Source organism: Enterococcus sp. GPZ-007 (assembly GCF_059374735.1).
In genome coordinates this window covers 1-17,948 of record NZ_JCAFYN010000004.1, presented here as the reverse complement: position 1 = coordinate 17,948, position 17,948 = coordinate 1, and the positions used below count along the sequence as shown (strand labels likewise).

The 17,948-nt window shown below is 40.9% G+C and carries 20 protein-coding genes; 19 read left to right on the top strand and 1 reads right to left on the bottom strand.

What is annotated here, in order from left to right; translation table 11 throughout:
- Positions 1-115: 115 nt before the first annotated feature.
- From AC4J95_RS03765 to AC4J95_RS03705, 13 genes are all read left to right on the top strand, one after another.
- Complete coding sequence (locus AC4J95_RS03765; protein WP_494548659.1) at positions 116-1,018, top strand: zinc-ribbon domain-containing protein; 903 nt, start codon at positions 116-118, stop codon at positions 1,016-1,018.
- Positions 1,019-1,073: 55 nt separating this feature from the next.
- Positions 1,074-1,748, top strand: a complete 675-nt coding sequence (locus AC4J95_RS03760; RefSeq protein WP_494548658.1) for a ribulose-phosphate 3-epimerase — start codon at positions 1,074-1,076, stop codon at positions 1,746-1,748.
- Between the two features lie 112 nt (positions 1,749-1,860).
- Positions 1,861-2,556 carry an N-acetylmannosamine-6-phosphate 2-epimerase gene (locus tag AC4J95_RS03755; RefSeq protein ID WP_494548657.1) on the top strand — a complete coding sequence of 232 codons (696 nt, stop codon included), beginning with the start codon at positions 1,861-1,863 and terminating at the stop codon, positions 2,554-2,556.
- Positions 2,557-2,770: 214 nt separating this feature from the next.
- The gene (locus AC4J95_RS03750; protein WP_494548656.1) at positions 2,771-3,208 is read left to right on the top strand and encodes a MarR family winged helix-turn-helix transcriptional regulator; all 438 of its coding nucleotides are present in this window, start codon (positions 2,771-2,773) and stop codon (positions 3,206-3,208) included.
- Positions 3,201-4,274, top strand: coding sequence for a zinc-binding alcohol dehydrogenase family protein (locus AC4J95_RS03745; protein ID WP_494548655.1), 1,074 nt, complete (start codon positions 3,201-3,203; stop codon positions 4,272-4,274). Before AC4J95_RS03750 ends, AC4J95_RS03745 begins: the two co-directional genes overlap by 8 nt.
- Before the next feature lie 376 nt (positions 4,275-4,650).
- On the top strand, positions 4,651-5,664 hold the full coding sequence (locus AC4J95_RS03740; RefSeq protein WP_494548654.1) for a Gfo/Idh/MocA family protein: 1,014 nt from the start codon (positions 4,651-4,653) through the stop codon (positions 5,662-5,664).
- Positions 5,665-5,688: 24 nt separating this feature from the next.
- Positions 5,689-6,165, top strand: coding sequence for a PTS sugar transporter subunit IIB (locus AC4J95_RS03735; RefSeq protein ID WP_494548653.1), 477 nt, complete (start codon positions 5,689-5,691; stop codon positions 6,163-6,165).
- Positions 6,166-6,180: 15 nt separating this feature from the next.
- Positions 6,181-6,942, top strand: a complete 762-nt coding sequence (locus AC4J95_RS03730) for a PTS mannose/fructose/sorbose/N-acetylgalactosamine transporter subunit IIC (RefSeq protein ID WP_494548652.1) — start codon at positions 6,181-6,183, stop codon at positions 6,940-6,942.
- A 4-nt stretch (positions 6,943-6,946) separates the two neighbouring features.
- Positions 6,947-7,762: a PTS system mannose/fructose/sorbose family transporter subunit IID gene (locus tag AC4J95_RS03725; RefSeq protein ID WP_494548651.1), complete on the top strand. Its 816-nt coding sequence runs from the start codon at positions 6,947-6,949 to the stop codon at positions 7,760-7,762.
- Between the two features lie 21 nt (positions 7,763-7,783).
- Complete coding sequence (locus AC4J95_RS03720; RefSeq protein ID WP_494548650.1) at positions 7,784-8,185, top strand: PTS sugar transporter subunit IIA; 402 nt, start codon at positions 7,784-7,786, stop codon at positions 8,183-8,185.
- 31 nt (positions 8,186-8,216) lie between these two features.
- On the top strand, positions 8,217-9,026 hold the full coding sequence (locus tag AC4J95_RS03715; protein ID WP_494548649.1) for a MurR/RpiR family transcriptional regulator: 810 nt from the start codon (positions 8,217-8,219) through the stop codon (positions 9,024-9,026).
- Positions 9,027-9,253: 227 nt separating this feature from the next.
- Positions 9,254-11,251, top strand: a complete 1,998-nt coding sequence (locus AC4J95_RS03710) for a HelD family protein (protein ID WP_494548648.1) — start codon at positions 9,254-9,256, stop codon at positions 11,249-11,251.
- 5 nt (positions 11,252-11,256) lie between these two features.
- The gene (locus AC4J95_RS03705) at positions 11,257-12,081 is read left to right on the top strand and encodes a helix-turn-helix domain-containing protein (RefSeq protein WP_494548647.1); all 825 of its coding nucleotides are present in this window, start codon (positions 11,257-11,259) and stop codon (positions 12,079-12,081) included.
- A gap of 242 nt (positions 12,082-12,323) precedes the next feature.
- Here AC4J95_RS03705 and AC4J95_RS03700 read toward each other — a convergent pair whose 3' ends face one another.
- Positions 12,324-13,052, bottom strand: a complete 729-nt coding sequence (locus AC4J95_RS03700) for a DNA alkylation repair protein (protein WP_494548646.1) — start codon at positions 13,050-13,052, stop codon at positions 12,324-12,326.
- A gap of 132 nt (positions 13,053-13,184) precedes the next feature.
- On the opposite strand from AC4J95_RS03700, the gene AC4J95_RS03695 reads away from it, so the two are divergent.
- The 6 genes from AC4J95_RS03695 (at position 13,185) to AC4J95_RS03670 (ending at position 17,904) form a co-directional block, all read left to right on the top strand.
- A complete protein-coding gene (locus AC4J95_RS03695; protein ID WP_494548645.1) occupies positions 13,185-13,988 on the top strand; it encodes an AraC family ligand binding domain-containing protein in 804 nt (267 codons plus the stop codon).
- A gap of 1 nt (position 13,989) precedes the next feature.
- Complete coding sequence (locus tag AC4J95_RS03690) at positions 13,990-14,412, top strand: DUF2000 domain-containing protein (protein ID WP_316401145.1); 423 nt, start codon at positions 13,990-13,992, stop codon at positions 14,410-14,412.
- A 100-nt stretch (positions 14,413-14,512) separates the two neighbouring features.
- A complete protein-coding gene (locus tag AC4J95_RS03685) occupies positions 14,513-15,166 on the top strand; it encodes a TerC family protein (RefSeq protein ID WP_494548644.1) in 654 nt (217 codons plus the stop codon).
- A 115-nt stretch (positions 15,167-15,281) separates the two neighbouring features.
- Positions 15,282-15,995: a LytR/AlgR family response regulator transcription factor gene (locus tag AC4J95_RS03680; RefSeq protein WP_494548643.1), complete on the top strand. Its 714-nt coding sequence runs from the start codon at positions 15,282-15,284 to the stop codon at positions 15,993-15,995.
- Between the two features lie 13 nt (positions 15,996-16,008).
- Positions 16,009-17,304 (top strand): GHKL domain-containing protein, encoded by a 1,296-nt coding sequence (locus AC4J95_RS03675; protein WP_494548642.1) that lies wholly within the window; start codon positions 16,009-16,011, stop codon positions 17,302-17,304.
- A gap of 102 nt (positions 17,305-17,406) precedes the next feature.
- Entirely contained in the window at positions 17,407-17,904 is a 498-nt protein-coding gene (locus tag AC4J95_RS03670; RefSeq protein ID WP_494548641.1) for a GyrI-like domain-containing protein, read from the top strand.
- Positions 17,905-17,948: the final 44 nt, after the last annotated feature.

The following is a 17,948-nucleotide window of genomic DNA, read 5'->3' as shown; positions in this document are numbered from 1 at the left end:
GAAGTGGGTCGATGGAGTGAGCCTCAATCTTATTCCTTCAAATTACTGATATGATAAAATGAACGTAAGAAAAACGAATAATCTTCCAAATGAATGGAAAGGAGCGGTTTCGAAAGTGAAACGATGTCCGAGATGCGGAAAAGAAAATAGCGACAAGTCCCTATTTTGTGAACATTGCGGATTTGAATTTGCCAAAAATGATGTATCACCCAAACGAATTCAAGGAACGAAACTGAAAGAGGGAACTCGTTCATCAAAAAATTCTTCTGATACCCCAAAAGCTAGTTTTCCCAAATGGCCCTTTGCAATTTTGGGTCTGGCATTGCTGGGTGCAATCGTTGGGATTGGTCTCGCGGTAGCCAGCCGCCCGAATATTGCGCGCCCTATACCAGAGAAAACCGTTTCTTCTAGTTCAGCTGATACCAGTAAATATGATGAGCTCATTGCTGAAGCCAGAGAATTGACGAACGATGGTGAGTATAAAAAATCAAATCTCAGGTTAAGACGTATTTCTGCCAGTGATTTGGAGAAGAGCGAGTTTTCAGAAGTCGCTGCTGAGGTGGATGAGCTAACCAAGCAGAATGAGGCAGGTTTAAAAGAAGAAAGTGAAGCCAGTCAGGATTCACATGAAGCTGAGGATGCGCAAGTGTTCACCGGTGAGTATGCCAAGTGGGCGGGAACCTATCGATTTTATTATTCACAAACCAGTCAGAAACAAAAAACGTTAACAATCAGCTCGAGCGGCAAAGTGACACAGAAAAATACCAGTGGCGGACCAAATGTTGGCAAGGCAACGATCATGGGAGCCAGCGGAGAAGTCTTGAGCTATGAAACAACTCGTCAACATCCTGTTGATATGCCGGATACAAAGCTGATCAATCCGAATGTGCAAATTATCGTGACGTGGGAGGATGGCAGCACGCAGACTTACTATGGATATGTTTCCTATTCTTCACGATTAGCATTGACTGATGGCGTATCAAAAAATAATGGTGTCAATGAGGTTTGGGTATCTTAGGATTTTTGAAGCAAAATGAAGTCACTTTTTGGGAAGGTATTGATGGAGGGGAAAAATGGAAAAGATCGCAGCTTCGATTATGTGTGGGAATCAACTTGCGTTGGGACAGGAACTGCTGGATTTGCAGGTAGCTGGGATTGATTGGCTGCACTGTGATGTGATGGATGGGGTGTATGTCAATAATCTGGCGATGGCTCCCTACGTCTTGGAACCGATCATTCAGACGAAACAATTCACTACTGATATTCATTTAGCTTGTGTTGATCCAGAAAAATATATCGAGATGTTTGCACCATTGCAGCCCGATTATCTGACCTTTCATATTGAGACGACCGAAGAACCTGAGGCATTGCTGAAGAAGATTCACGGCAAGGGAATAAAGGCGGGGATTGCCATCAATCCCGAGACGCCGATCGAAAAGATATTTCCTTATTTAGATTCTTTGGAGCTGATTCTTGTGATGACAGTCAATCCCGGGTTTGCTGGACAAAGGTTTCAATGGCCGGTTTTAGAAAAGCTCGAACGACTGAATAGTCAGCTTGAAGGAAAAAATGTGAAGCCATTGATTGAAGTAGATGGCAATATCAATCGGGAAACGACCGCTGCTATTAGTAAAATCGGAGCAAATCTTTATGTTGTTGGTACTTCTGCACTTTTCAATGATAAGGCTGGGTCATATACAGAAAAGGTTACGCAGCTGAAGCAGAGTTTAGTAACGAAGGAAAAATAGTTTGTCAAGTTCTTGTCTGAGGATTTCTGAGACAAGAACTTTTTTGTCTATACAGATAATTTTCGCCATGTTACCCTTTGATTATCCTTATTTAGTGAATGGAGAGAAGTAAATGACGAAAGAGGAATTTCTAGCAAAAATCAAAGGTGGCTTGATCGTTTCTTGTCAGGCCTTGCCTGGAGAACCTTTATATACTGAAAAAGGCGGCGTCATGCCACTATTAGCGTTGGCCGCAAAGGAAGGCGGCGCGGTGGCGATCCGCGCGAATTCTGTCCGAGATATCAAAGAAATCAAAGCTCTGGTGGATCTACCGCTGATCGGCTTGATCAAGAAACAATATCCGCCAGAAGAGCCATTCATCACTGCCTCTATGCAAGAAGTGGATGCATTAGCAGCGACTGGAGTAGAGGTCATCGCGCTAGATTGTACCTTGCGTGAACGCCATGATGGACTAACGATTAATCAATTCATTCACCAGATCAAGGAGAAATATCCTGATCAATTATTGATGGCAGACATTGCTACTTTTGAAGAAGGAAAGAATGCTTTTGAAGCAGGCGTTGATTTTGTTGGGACAACACTAAGCGGATACACAGCAGAAACCGTTGGTCGAACCGATCACGGACCTGATTACGAATTGATGGAACAGTTAGTTAATGAAGGACTACCAGTGATTGCTGAAGGAAATATTCACACACCCGAACAGGCAAAGAAGATTCAGGATATGGGGGTATGCGGGATCGTTGTTGGTGGTGCGATCACACGACCAAAAGAAATCACCGAGCGGTTTGTAAAAGGACTAAAATAATTCCGACAAATCGTAGCAGCCAAAATAATCAGATTCACGAGAACGAGACGAGTAGTAATGTCTCGTTTTTTGTTCAATCAAAGATAGTCATATTTTTCTCGATCATTTAGCGTTTTAAAATTTAATTATAAAATAAAACTATTTTGCAATAGAATAATTTCGTTATATAATTATATAGAGAAGTAAATGACTATTGATTAGGAGGAAGTAGAGAATGGACGAATTAGTAAATGAATTTTACTCAACGTACATAGCAATAAAAAATACGGAAGCGGTCAAAGAATTGAGAAAATATTCTGAAGGAAGAGCACTTGTACTCGTTTATTTATCTCAATACACAGAAGGAGAGGTGCTGCCCAGTGAGATTAGTAAAGCCTGCAATTTGCCACCTGCCCGAATCACAACTTTTCTAAATGAATTAGAAAAAAGCGATGAAATAGCCAGAAAACTAGATTTAGAAGATCGTAGAAAAGTTCGAGTGGTACTTACGGATAAGGGAGAAGCTCACGCGAAAGAGGTAGTAAAAACTATTCAATTGGCTATTAAAAAGATTATTAAGCAAATGGGCGAAGAAAATGCCTCGTCACTAATCAAGAATATGGAGCAGGTACTTACTGCTATCAATTCAATGAAGGAGAATGAAGATGAGTAATTATTCAAAGGATTCAATCATGAACGAAGCCTTATGGTTGAAGAGTGCCTCTGCAAAATTTGAGGTTGCTAAAGCAGAATATCCACATCCAGGAAGTAAACAAATGACTGTGAAGGTTCATGCTCTAGGAATGAACGTTGTTGATGCTCTTCAAGGAATACAGCGTAGACTGATCATGCCTTGGTTGAATTATCCAGCAATCGTCGGCGGAGATGTTTCAGGCGAAGTTGTCGAAGTTGGAGATGAGGTAACAACGTTCAAGGTGGGCGATCGTGTTGTAGGACTTGCTTTAGGGACCGAGAAAGAAGTAAATTCTTCAAAAGAAGGGGCCTTTCAAAATTATTGCCTATTAAACGAAAAAATGACTGCGCCTATTCCCGCATTTATCGACTATTCAGCCGCTGCGGGGTTGCCCATCGCGTTGTCAACCGCAGCTACAGGTTTATTTGAAAGAAAACATCTTTGTTTAAGCCTTCCAAAAGTTGCTCCAGTTAAAAAGGATCAATTTGTTGTCATTTTAGGAGGTTCCTCGGCGGTTGGCAGTAACGCGATTCAGTTAGCCGCTGCCGCTGGCTATCGTGTAATAACAACTGCTTCTACAAAGAATTTTGCTTACGTTAAATCACTTGGAGCTGAATTTGTGTTTGACTATCACGAGGCAAATGTAGAAGAAAAAATTGCTGTTTGCCTTAGTGATGCTCCTTTAAGCGGAATATTCGCTATTGTTCAAAATTCTCTTCAGTCTGCTTTAAAAATCCTTAAAGGGTCTAAGACTGAAACGAAAATTGCCTGTGCACAACCAGCGTTATTAACTAAATTAGGATCACTGTTCAAAAATACACGCAATGTTCAACTTTCTTCTATCTGGGGCAGTGATATACGAAATACCGAGGTGGGAACTGCGATCTTCAAAGAGTATCTGCCAGAGGCACTCAGTACAAAACAATTCGTTCCGGCACCTAAAGTCCAAGTAATGGGAACAGAATTATCATCAATCCCAAGCGTTTTGGATGAATTAAAAAAAGGCGTGAGTGCAACGAAATATGTAGTTCAATTGATTAACTAAAAAGGGCAAAATAAGATAAACAAAGTTTAAAAAAACGAGAGAAATGAGTGCTAAAAAGAATATCGCTGTCCTCTTTTTTGTTTTTTAGCAAGTTCTAAGTATTTTAATAGTATCGTTTAGTTCAAGTATTGTTCATCAAATAAAAAAACATCGGAATGTCATTCTTATTGATTGGTATGTACCTTTCAACAAGAATAGTGTTCCGATTTTTTATCGTGTTTTAATGTATGTAACAATCATTCGCTGAAAAAAGATGTGAATTTTGAGTAAACAATTTAATTTTATCCTCATAATTCTATTGACATGGATAAAAAATCTGATAAACTAAATTTACGGATAAAATATCCTAAAATGAAAATAATGGAGGATAATTTTTATGGAAAAATTGAGAGTTGCGGTTGTTGGTGCTGGGATCTATGGGATCCATCATGTGGATGTCTACAAACAGAATCCCTTTGTTGAGTTAGCATCGGTCTGTGATTTTAGTGCTGAAATTAGAAAAGAGGTGAAAGAAAAATATCAAGTTAATACTTACAGCACCGTAAAAGAAATGTTGGCGAATGAAAAATTGAATGCGGTTTCTATTGCTACGCCAGATCATTTACATGTTGAGCCTGCTATTGAATGTATCAATCATGGATTGGATGTATTGATTGAGAAGCCGTTAGCGACCACGGTTAAGGATTGCCAAGCGATTTTAGATGCTGCTGAGAAGAATGATGTCAGAGTGGCGGTTGACTTTCATAAAAGATGGGACCCAGCGGCTATTTATACCTACAATCAGCTAAAAGAATCAGAAAATGGTTACCCTATTCGAGGGTATATGAATATGGATGATACGATCGATGTTCCGACAAAATGGTTTAAATGGGGAAATGCTTCCGATCCGATCGATTTTCTAGGTGTACATTGTGTCGATTTGATGCGTTGGTATATGAACTGTGAAGTGACCGAAGTCTATTCTGTGGGGTCGAAGAAGCTTTTGCCTAGCTTAGGAGTGGAGACCTATGACAGTGTTCAATCTATTATCACTTTTGAAAACGGTTGCACTTGGACGCTGGAAAATTCTTGGATTCTGCCTTCCGGATTCGCCAAAGTAAATGATAGCCGTACCGCTGTTTTGACCTCAGAAAAGTATATCAGAATCAACAATCAAGATCGTGGAGTGGAAATGGCCGACAATGAGAAAACTCATACACCGAATGTTTTCTTCTTCAATGATTTCAATAATAAAGTAGTCGGCTTTGGTGCTGATCCAATCAACAGCTTCGTGGACAGTCTGATCGATGGTTCAGAGTTTGTCGCAGATGTATATGACGGTTTACAGGCAGCTAAAGTTACAGATGCCATTCATGAAAGCTTAAGAATCGGAGATCGAGTGAAATTATAAATCAAAAAATGGGAGGGAACGAATATGGCAAAGCAAAGAATTGTCAGAGTGGACTACAGATTGATCCATGGTCAGGTTGTTGCCAGATGGATCAAATATCACCCAGTCAATCGAATCATTGTAGCAGACGACGAATTGAAAAATGACGATTTTATGTGTGATATCTATAAAATGGCAGCACCGGGAAACGAGGTGGAGATCGTCTCTTTGGCAGAGCTGGAAGAGACGTTAAATAAGAAAAATGATGATGTGATGCTCATTTTTAAAAATATTAAAAACGCTCAACAGGCATTGGACAATGGGGTGGCGTTAGCTGAATTAAATATCGGTGCTGTACAAACGGGAAAAGACAGCCATTTCATCACTTCGGGGGTGGCCTTGACTAGAGAAGAATTTGATGGATTAAAAGCTATGCAGGCAAAGGGGTTAAATGTTTATATTCAACCGATCCCTGAAAATGAAAAACTATCTCTAGAGAACATCACGAATAAAATCAAATAGGCGGGAGGAATTACAATGGATAATAGTGTAGTAATGGCTGTTGCTATGGCGTTGGTATATTGGCTGAGTCGGGGAATGATTGGTGGATACTTTGCTCTATTTTTTATTGGAAATCCTATTTTTATCGGGATCATTTCTGGCTTGATTTATGGAGATGTGATGTCGGGTTTAATGATTGGCGGCGGAATTGCCGCAGTATTTGCTGGAATCATTGCACCGGGCGGGAATTTGCCGACGGACCAAGGGATGGCAGCGGCAACGATGATCCCGATTGCTTTAAATACAGGCTTATCGGTAGAGCAGGCGATTGCCTTTGCTGTTCCATTAGGGCTCTTAGGTGCCCAATTATTGAATTTGCGTAAAATCATTAATGTTCCGTTGGTGCATAAGGCAGATGAATACGCTGAAAAAGTTGATACTAAGGGAATTGCCCGAACAGCTATTTGGTATCCTGTCGCAACATCCTTCTTACTATTGTTTTTACCAGTATTTATTGTCGTATTATTTGGACAGGATGTTATGCTGAATCTTTTAAAGATCGTTCCTGAATGGATCATGCACGGTTTAGAAGTTGCCGGCGGTATTTTACCTGCTGTTGGTTTTGCCTTGATCATCAATTCTATTGGGAAACCTAGGCTGATCCCGTACATCATTATTGGTTTTATCTGTGTCTCAGTATTGGGAATGAACTCTTTAGTTACAGGGATCATTGCAATTTCAATCGCCTTTATTACTGTATTGAATCGCAAACAGCTTTCTGAGTCGATGGGAGGGTAAAAAAATGGAAAAAACTGAAAAAAAACTAACGCGTTCAGATATCAATAAAACGATCTTCAGATGGTATTTTTCTACGGAAATCTCTTTAAACTATGAAAGAATGCAATCCATCTCCTTTACTTATTCTTTAATGCCTGTATTAGAAAAATTATATGACTCTACCGAAGATCTGAAACTGGCTTTAAAACGACATTTAGAATTATATAATACGAACTGTACAGCAGGCGGATTGATTCTAGGAACTGTACTTGCCATGGAAGAAGAGAAAGCTAATGAAGGGACCATCTCGGATGAAGCGATCATTGGTATCAAAACAGGACTGATGGGACCAGTTGCTGCTTTTGGTGATTCATTCAGTGCCGGCACGCTTCAGACACTCTGTATATTAGCAGCGAGTACACTAGCTGCCGGCGGATCATACTTTGGCTTATTGATGTTGTTTTTAGGAAACTTCATTTTAATGTGTGAATTGGTTTTTACAACTAATCTAACCTATATTAAGGGGCGGGAGGCAATCAAAGACGTTTTGTCCTCCAGATTAATGACTGATGTATTGGAAGGCGCGAATATTTTAGGGATGATGATGATGGGTGCTTTGACGGCATCTATGGTTACGTTAGTTACACCGTTGGCTGTAACTTTTGGAGAAACCAAAATGAAGATCCAAGATAATTTTGATAATTTGATCCCAGGATTATTCTCAATCTTAGTCCTGTTCTTGTTCTACTACCTAATCGGTAAGAAAAAAGTCAGCATTTCTAAAGTAATCTTCGGTACGATAATTGTTTCGGTTGCTTTATCATTCTTTGGAATCGTCTAACAGGGAAAGGAAAAGATTAGTATGAAGGGGATTTTAATCATCAGTCATGGAAACTTAGCAGAAGGAATGCGCGATACGTTGGAGTTGTTCTTGGGAAAGATTGAACAGCTGGATACAGTGACATTATCTGCAGGACAGGACATTTCAGATTTTCGTGATAAATTGTCTGATAGAATTGAACAGCTTGATACAGGGGATGGGGTGGTTATCTTTTGTGATTTGGCTTTTGGTACACCAGCTAATATAGCAGCAAGATTGTTAGGCGAGACCGAGTATAAGGGTCGGATTCAGATTATAGCTGGCATGAACTTACCATTAATTCTAGAATACAGCCAATTAAGGTCAGAAAACGTTGATTTTAATGATATGATTACAGTGGGAAAAGATGGTATGATGAATTTAAATCAAACGTTGAATAGTTGATTGAACGATTAACATTAAAGGAAAGAATACAATGAATGCGATAGACATGATAAGTAATACGTATGATCAATTAACCAAATCGGAACGAAAAGTTGCTGACTATATCGTTTCTAACAAGGATAAGGTCGTTCACAATACGATTAGTGATTTAAAACAGTTACTAAGTGTTGGCGATGCCACAATTAATCGATTGTGTAAAAAGGCAGGTTTTTCTGGATTTACTGAGTTGAAAATTGCCATTGCCAAAAATAATGTACGTGTTGAGCAAGACAATTTTAACAATACTTCGTTGCTGAATAAAATCAAAGAGACGCTGGATCGGACGCATGATCTTATCGATGAGAATGACTATAGAAAAGTAGTAGGTCTGATTGAAGAAAAACGTCATATCTATATCTTAGGCAAAGGCCAGAGTGGATTAGCGGCTACAGATTTGGAAAAATTATTATTAAGAAACGGTGTACAGTCAACGGCTTTATTAGACTCAGATTTCCAAATAAATGCTGCAAACGTAATGACTGAAGATGATTTGCTTATCGTATTTTCATTGTCCGGCAGAACGGCAAACTTACTTGAGACCATTAATATTGCTAAAGAGAACAAGGTAACGGTGGTAGGAATAACAAATTATTTACTTTCACCAATAGCGAAATTTAGCGACGTAGTCATCCAGAGCTCCTATGATGAGTTTTTCAGCTCACCAGTACCTGGTCGAATGAGTCAAATGTATATCTCTGGATTGATCATTGATATTTATGAAAATGAACACCATGCTTCAAAGAGTTTAGAAATTAGAGAAAAAACATTGAAGACGATCATGGATAAACGTGTGGAAGAATAGAAGGATTTGGTACTCTTCATTTCAAAATGAAAAAGTTTAGCTATGTAAGATTTAGATGGTTAGCTTCTTTATAGAATATAAAATGTGCAGGAAGGCTTCCCTTTCCTGCATATTTTTTTGGGGATAACCCTCGTCTTTTTGAAAAATGACCGCAACATTGATGAAAAAATGTTTTCACTTCTCATATATAATACTTATTTGACCAAGTTTGTGAGAGGTGATGAATAATGGATGTTTTAGCAGAAGAGCAAAGAGAGTGGCAGGTGATTCGCAAGGAAATCGAGCAGAAGGAGTCCAGTCTGGAACAGGAAATGATTCATTTTACGAAGGAAACGCAACAATTTCATCAGTATTTGGTCGATTATAAGGGGGAGATTGATCCCCATGAGATGTTTATCAATTCACGGCTGCTGGATCAGCAGCAATTGGCGGAATCAGTTAGCGGCAAGCAATTAATCCGACTGGAAAAGCAAAAGAAGAATCCTTATTTTACGCGAGTGGACTTTGTCTATGATGGCGAACCGACTGCGGAGAAAATCTATGTCGGGCCTTTCTCCTTTTCTACGCAGGAACAGGGTTTGCTGATCTATGATTGGCGGGCGCCCATTGCCAGTATTTTCTATGATTATGATCTGGGAGAAGCGCAATTTCAAACTCCAGCAGGCACTGCGACTGGCGAGATCCAGCGAAAACGCCAGATCAAATTTAAAGGCGGTACGATCGATTATGTTGTGGAATCTGATACGACTGTTTTTGATGAGGTCCTGCAAAATGAACTGCGCCAGCAAAAAGGTGGTCAGATGTCGACCATCATCAGCACGATCCAGAAGGAGCAGAATCAGGTGATTCGCGACAGCCGTTCAAAGGATATGATCATCCAAGGAGTTGCTGGCTCGGGAAAGACATCGATCGCTTTGCATCGCATCGCTTTTTTACTTTATCATTTTCGCAATCGCATTACTTCTGATCAAGTGATGATTCTTTCACCCAACCGCACCTTCAGCATGTTTATCGCACAGGTGCTGCCTGAACTGGGGGAAGAACCGGTGACGGAATGGACGATCGATGAATTTGGCCAGAAGCTCTCAGGAACAGCCAACATTCCCACCCGTTTTCAGGAAATCGAAACGTTATATCTAGCTGACCAGCCACAGCTAAGCGAGCGAATCAGCTACCTTTCAAGCAAACAATGTGTGGCTGATTTGAAAGAGTATCTAAGAGAAATAGAAAAATTTACACCAAAACCGATCACAATCGGCGACTATGAATATGACGGGGAATATATTTTGAAACGCTATAAGGCCTATCACAAGAAGCCGATCTTTCAGCGGTTCCAGTTGATTGCCGAAGATATTCTGGAAAATCTGCGAATTCGACCTTTCCAGCCAAAAAGAAAACCGACTAGAAAACAGCTATTCAATCGTTTGAAAAAAATGTTCAACTATACGACCAGCACTAGACTTTATCATGATTTCTTGGCGGAACAAGGCTTCTCTGCGAAAAAGGCATTGAGCTATTCGGATTTATTTCCAATCATTTATGTTCGCTTATTTATTGAAGGGATGGATGAGTTTTCGAAGATCCGCTACTTAATCATTGATGAGATGCAGGATTACACACCGATTCAATTTGAGGTCTTCAAAAAAATGTTCACTTGTCCGGTGCTGTTAATCGGGGATTTCACCCAATCATTAACGACGATCAATGAAATGAGTCTAGCCGAGGTGCAAAACTACTATCCCAAAGCCCAATCGATCTTTCTCACGAAAAGCTATCGCTCTACTTATGAGATCATTTCCTACGCGAAAAAAATCATTGATGATCAGACGATCGAACCGGTCTTGCGCCACGGGATGGAGCCAGAAGAACGGATCTTGCACTCTCAAGCGGAGGAAATTTCGAGTATAATAGAGATAGTAGAAGAGTTAAGAGCAAAGGGTTTAGCGACAATCGCCTTGATTACGAAGACTTTGGTGCGAGGGAATGAATGGCTGGAATTATTGGAAGCACAGGGGATGACTTGCGAGGTATTGGCGGATGAGTCAGCGAACTTGCAGGAGAATCTTTCTATTTGTCCATTGGTTCAATCGAAGGGGTTGGAGTTCGATGCAGTGATTGTGGTTGATGCGGATGAAAAAACATATCCCGGTCTGTTAGGCAGACAACAACTATTTGTCGCTGTAACACGCGCGATGCACGCCCTCTATTTTCTCCAAAGGAAGTGAGAAATATGAACAATTCCCGGTTGGTTGCCAGCATCACGGATTACATTGAAGAACATCTTCAGGAAAAAATCATGCTGGACGAGCTGGCGAAGCAGCTTCATTATTCAAAGTATTATTTGCTGCATGAGTTTAAGGAGACAACTCATCAATCACTTTATAACTATATCAAGCGTCGCCGATTAAACGAAGCCGCCAAGGTATTACTTTATTCTGATCAACGAATTATCGAAGTGGCAGTTCAAACGGGCTACCAGAGTCAACAAGCTTTCACTAAGGCTTTTGAAGAACTATTCAAGCTTACGCCTAGACGCTATCGGCTGCAGAATAAGAAATTTTTTATTGAAGAACCCTTTGTAGTAGCGGATTATTTAGTCTGGGCTGAGCAGCGGGATCTGCATATTCGTCAGGGACGCTTAGAGGATCAGCTGGCGATCTTGCATTTTGTTCAGCTGATGCGAGGGGCTCTCCCTTATTTGGAAAAAGAGGAGTATCTTCGATCGCTGCGTCTATTTATTAGTGAAGGAAATTGCTATCTTGATTGGGCAAAAGGGCGAATCGTCGGTCTTCTTCTGTTTGACCAAAAAAGGAAAAGAATTGAAAACCTGACAGCCTTGCCTTCCTGTTGGAATCTAGAGATCGAGAAAAATTTACTAACGACACTCGTTCGCGAAAAAGCGCCTCGCTTCCTGTCTACAACCACCTTCAGAGCAGCGGATAAGCTTGATATCGGTCATCGCCAACGTCTATTGAATGTGGGATTTGTACCGAATGAACAAATTATGGAGGTCAATTATCCCACGGAAAGACTGATTTTATCGCTGAAGGAATGACCTAAGACTACATAGAACTGGAAGAATCAGGCTCTAAGTCAAATAGTGTTGTTTTCATTAAAGCACTGAAAGGAAATGCTTCGGCGTTTCCTTTTTTCTTTTTGTTTTCCTCGCTCAAATGATGTCGCAAAGATTCTGTTGAATCAGAACTCGCATACGAAGATGTCCAAAGGTTCTAAAACCAAACGACTTATAAGGGTGTTAAAAAGCCACCCGTTTTCACGGATGGCTAGTTTACTATGCTATTTCTGATTCCTGCGTCCATGTTTGATGATCCACTCTTGCGCTTTGGTCGAAGGCGTCTTTCGCCATGCGCTGATCAATAAATCAGCTTTTTCCGGGTCATCCTTGTAGAGATCATTGAGATTATTCCCGACACTTTTTTGCACGAATTTCTCGGGATCATCTTTCAGATTCGTCAAAATCTGCGAATAACGCTCAAACTCAGCTAGAGCAACATAAATTTTTTCCGACCACGGCAGCCGAATGCGAATCCCTTCGCAAGCGAGTCGGCGCACATGAATGTTGTCTTCTCTGCTCCATTGGATCAATTCATCCATCACTTCCTGCGGATGCTCCTTCAACAAAGGACGGATCGCGTATTCACCAGTAAAACGTTTGGTCAATTCCTTTAGAAAGGCCAGCGAAATCTCCCAGTCTTCATTGCCATGTCGTTCAACGTAACGACCAATCGGCCACAACCACCAGCCAAAACTGAACATTCCTGTAGCTTGATCTAATTCTGGTCCAAGAATTTGATAGAAGGATTGGATATTCCCCTGATAGTCTTCAGTCAGACAATCATCCAACGCATCGACGATAAAATCAAAGCGGGCGAAGAGCTCTTTGTCATCCAACTTACCTACTAATGCCTTAGAAAATTTGTCTGTGTCGAAATCCGGTTGCGCTTGTTTCAATTTTTCTGACAAGTCTAAAATGTATGGATCATCATAGTGGTCCTTATGCTTCATATGTATCCGCCTCCAATGCAATCTTTCTTTCGATAATACCATAAATCGCGACAAGTTTTTAGAAAGTCAATATCTTCCAAGCACTGTTGCTGCTGCCTTGGTACAATAGCAGGAAGAAAGGGGGGCGAGACGTTGAATCAGAAAACTATTTGTTATGACCAAGATTTAGGGATTGAAGTCTATTCCTTTACCGGAGTGTCGCAGAACTTTCCTAATCATTTCCATGATTATTATGTTGTTGGGTTGATCGAAGAAGGCCAGCGAACGATGGTCGTGAACAATCAATCGTATAGGCTTGAGCCGGGTGACCTGCTGACCTTTAATCCCTATGATAATCATAGCTGTGAAGGGATCGATGGCAGTCGCTTGACCTATCATTGCTTGAATCTTAAAAAAGACATTTTTCAGCCGTTTACAGGAACGGATTTGCCAAAATTTCTAGCACCGATGCAGGCACAAACGGAGCTGGCAGAGGATTTTCGCCAGCTGCATCAGCTGATCATGCAGGAAGGCGACAAAGAAGAAAAGGAAACCTTGTTTATTTTGCTGATCGAGGAATTGTTGCAAAACTATACACAAGAAATCCAGAGTGAGGCAAGCGTTACACCAGAGCCAGTAGCAGTTATTTGTGAATATCTGGAGGCGCATTATGATCAGAAAATTACTTTGGATCAGCTTTGTCAGATCGTCCATCTAAATAAGCACTCGCTGGTCCGCCAATTCACGAGGGAAAAAGGAATCACCCCTTATCGTTATCTGGAAACCTTTCGGATCGTCAAGGCGAAGGAATTGCTGGAACAAGGCTGCAGCTTGATCGAAACCGCTGATCGAACCGGCTTTTATGATCAAAGTCATTTCACCAATTATTTTAGCCGCTTCATCGGCTTGACCCCCAATCAATATCGCAGTATTTTCGCGAAAGGAAATGAGGAGTAAGATGTCAGCAAATGAATTGAAGTGTGTCATGGTAGTAGATGAGACGATGCCTCAAGGAATCATCGCAAACAGTACGGCCGTCATGGGTGTGACGATTGGAAAGCTCTTTCCTGAAGTTGTGGGACAAGATGTGATCGACCAAACAGGCTATCGTCATCAGGGAATTATCGAATTTCCGATTCCGATCTTAAAAGGCAATCGTGAGTTTCTTAGAAGTATGCGAGAACGATTGTACGAACCGAATTTTGACAAACTGACAGTCGTTGATTTCTTTGATGTCGCCCAAGGTTGTAAAACATATGGTGAGTATATCGAGAAGATGACCCAAGTACCGGAATCAGCGATCGATTATTTCGGGCTGACCTTATTTGGTAATAAGAAGCAAGTCAATAAATTGACCGGCAGTCTGCCGCTGCTGCGCTAAGGGACGTTTCTCCAACAAAATCATTCATTTTCATGCTTTTTTCAGTAAAAGGTGGTATTTTAGACAAGATGAATTTTTGAAGAGTTGAGGAGACGTTTAAATGAGTATTGAGATTCTATCGAAGATCCTTTCGATCATTGTATTAAATCTAGTTTTGAGCGGCGACAATGCGGTGGTAATCGCCTTGGCAACAAGGAAGCTGCCAGCTACGTCACAAAATAAAGCGATTGTGATCGGGACAGCTGGCGCTGTCATCTTGCGAATTCTTTTGATGCTGATCGCGGTCGAATTATTGACCGTTCCATACGTGAAAATCGTTGGTGCTATCTTATTATTTTACATTGCCTATGATCTGTTGAAATCGAATGGTGAAGAAGCCGAAGTCAAAAGTGAGACCACGCTGTTATCAGCGATCCGGACGATCATTATTGCCGATCTGGTTATGAGCTTGGACAATGTTTTGGCGATCGCCGGTGTAGCTGATGGTCATTTTATGCTAGCTGTTCTAGGGCTGATCATCAGTATTCCGATCGTGATTTTCGGCAGTCAAATCATCTTGAAGCTGATGGATCGCTTCTCTTGGTTGATCTGGATCGGCGCTCTGCTGATCGCTTATACAGTAGGCACAATGCTGGTAGAGGATAATTTTATTCATCACTTGCTGAGGGGCTTGAGTAACGGGCATATTGTTTCGTTAGCATCTTGTGTTTTACTAGCTGGAATGTATTTTCTGTTTAATCGAAAGAAATCATAATGAATATGGAAAGAGCTGTTGCAAATGAATTGCAGCAGTTTTTTATTTAATTTGAAAGCTATCAACAGGAATTCTCAGGTATACTAAAGAAAACGGTATCAAGAAGGAGTTGGATATGAATATAGCAATCTGTGATGATGATCGCTTGATGAGCGGTCAAATCGAAAAAATAGTTGACCAAGTTTTCCATGGTGAAACGAATAAATACAATACAGAAGTCTTTTTTTCGGGAGATAGCTTATTAGACTTCTTAACTAAGAAGCCAAACTATTTTCATATGTACTTATTAGATATTGAGATGGAGGGGACTGACGGTCTAGCGACGGCGGCGAAGATTCGTGAAGCAGACCCGAATGCGGTGATCATATTTATGACCAGCCACGCGGAATTGATGTCAGAAGCCTTTGAGGTCTTGGCCTTCCAGTTTATCGTCAAGCCTTTTAACAACGAAAAAGCGGTTAGCATTTTATCTTCGGCGGTGCGTTATTTACAAAAGCGCAAGGGCGTTTTCCAATTCGTGTCGCAAAAGAAAATCTATACCTTCTTTCTGAACCAGATCAGCTACATTGAAAGCTCGGGACGGAAGATTTTCCTGCATACGACTGATGGGGAAACCTACGAGTATTATGGGACTTTAAAGGATGCGCGGGAGCAGGTCAAAGGAATTCTTTTTGCTCAGATTCATAATTCGATCATTATTAATTTGGAAAGCTTGAATACGGTGGAGAGTAATTTTGTCTATTTAAAGGGTGGAGAAAAATTGCCAATCAGTAAGAAGTTTCACGCTTCTTTTCACGAACAGTTTCAGCAATTTGTTTTATCTCGATAAAAGGGGGATGGGTATGGCCTTTTTAGAAAATTTTATTCCGGTCACGGTTTTGACTTCAATAAGCTTGTGTTTATTATTTTCCAGCTTTTTCCCAGTGAAGCCGCGGATTCCTAAAAGAGGCATCATTGTTCTGATCTACCTGACCTGTGTTCCCTACTATTTCATCAATAATTTGGCGAATGAATCAGGTACAGGCGATTTACGTCCGGTTCTCACCTCGTTGAGTACGCTGCTTTTGCTGGTCTGTGTACAGTTTTTCTTTAAGGGGAAAGTCTATCAGCGCGGATTAGTGGCCATTTTATTTATTGTTTTCTCGATTATCAGTGAAGGGCTCTTGGCGATCTTGGCTCGACTGGTTTTGCCTGTGGAGAACCTGCTGGAATTCATCAGTGCAGGAGGAATCGGCAATCGGATCGCGATGCTGATCAATTTTCTTTTGATCTTTTCCTTCTGGTCCGCCAGAAAAAAACGGGATATTTCGATTCAACGGAATTTTTCGATCATCCAATTATTGATCGCAGCCATTTGTAGTCTTTTGATCGGGGGACTGATCATCAATGTGATGGGAACCAATCATTTTGTCGCCAGAGATCTTTTTTTGATGCTCAGTTTCATTTTGCTTCTGATATTGTTTTATCTCAATTTTGAAATGTCTGACAATATGGCAAAAAAGAATCAGGAATTTCAATTGCAGGAGCAACGCCATGAGCTGCTGGAGGAATACTATCAGCAAGTTGAGAAACACCAGCAAGAGATTCGCAAAATTAAGCATGATATGAAAAATCAGTTGTATTCGATCGCCGGATACTTGGATGAGAATAAAGATGGTGCGGCAAATCAGCAGGTCAATCAATTAATCCGCCAACTGGATTCAAATAAATTGCCTTCCTTTACACAGCATAGTGGGTTGAATGCTTTGCTACGGTTGCATTATCAAAAAATCAAGGCAGCAGGAATCACCTGCGAGTTTGAAATTAAATGTCCCGAGACAATGAAGTTTTCCGATTCTGATCTTTCCTCTTTGGTGGGGAATATTTTAGACAATGCGCGAGAAGCCTGTGAACAGAACGATCAGCGGAAATATGTTCAGCTAAAGCTGGTTTATTTTAATCACTCACTAGTGGGCTCTTGCGAGAACAGTACGGATGGTAAAGTCACGTCCTTGTCTACGCGAAAACAAGATAAGTCCAATCACGGATTTGGACTAAAATCAATTCGCCAAATCGTTGAAAATTATCATGGCAGCCTGAATTATACTAGCGATGATTATTCCTTCAAGCTGACCTTCAATTTATTTGAGCAAACATGACGAGAAACCTGTGCAAACATGACAGGCTGCAAAAATCCGCCTCCTGAGATGATAAATTATGAGTGTAGCAAAGATAAACACACATAAATGGAGGAATGAAAAATGGAATACAGAATCGTAGAATTGGAAAACTTCAAATTAGTAGGCGTGAAGATGCGCTCGACCAATGACAACCGGCAGGGGATGAAGGATTGCGAAGCTTTTTGGAATCAGTTCATTTCAGGCAATAAACAGGAACAGGTCGCACCTTTGATCGATCGTGAACCCTTTGGCGTAATCGGCGCCAGCTTCTATAATGTTGATCCAGAGGACAGTAAGAAATTTGACTACTACATCGCTGCAGCAACGACAGCCGCAACTCCTGAAGGCATGGAAGAGGTAGAAGTCCCAGCCAATACCTGGGCAGTTTTTCCTTGCACAGGCAAAACCGCTGGTACGACGCAGATCGAGATCGTGACCAAATGGGGACCGGAATCAGAAGAGTACGACTTACTAAATACGGGTTATATGACAGGTGAGATGAGCTCCGGTGGACCAGATTTAGAGGTTTATACGCAAGGCGAGGATATGGAGATTTGGGTGCCGGTGAGAAGAAAATAGAATAGCCAAATAGTTTGAATCCAACATTCGACCAATGTTGGATT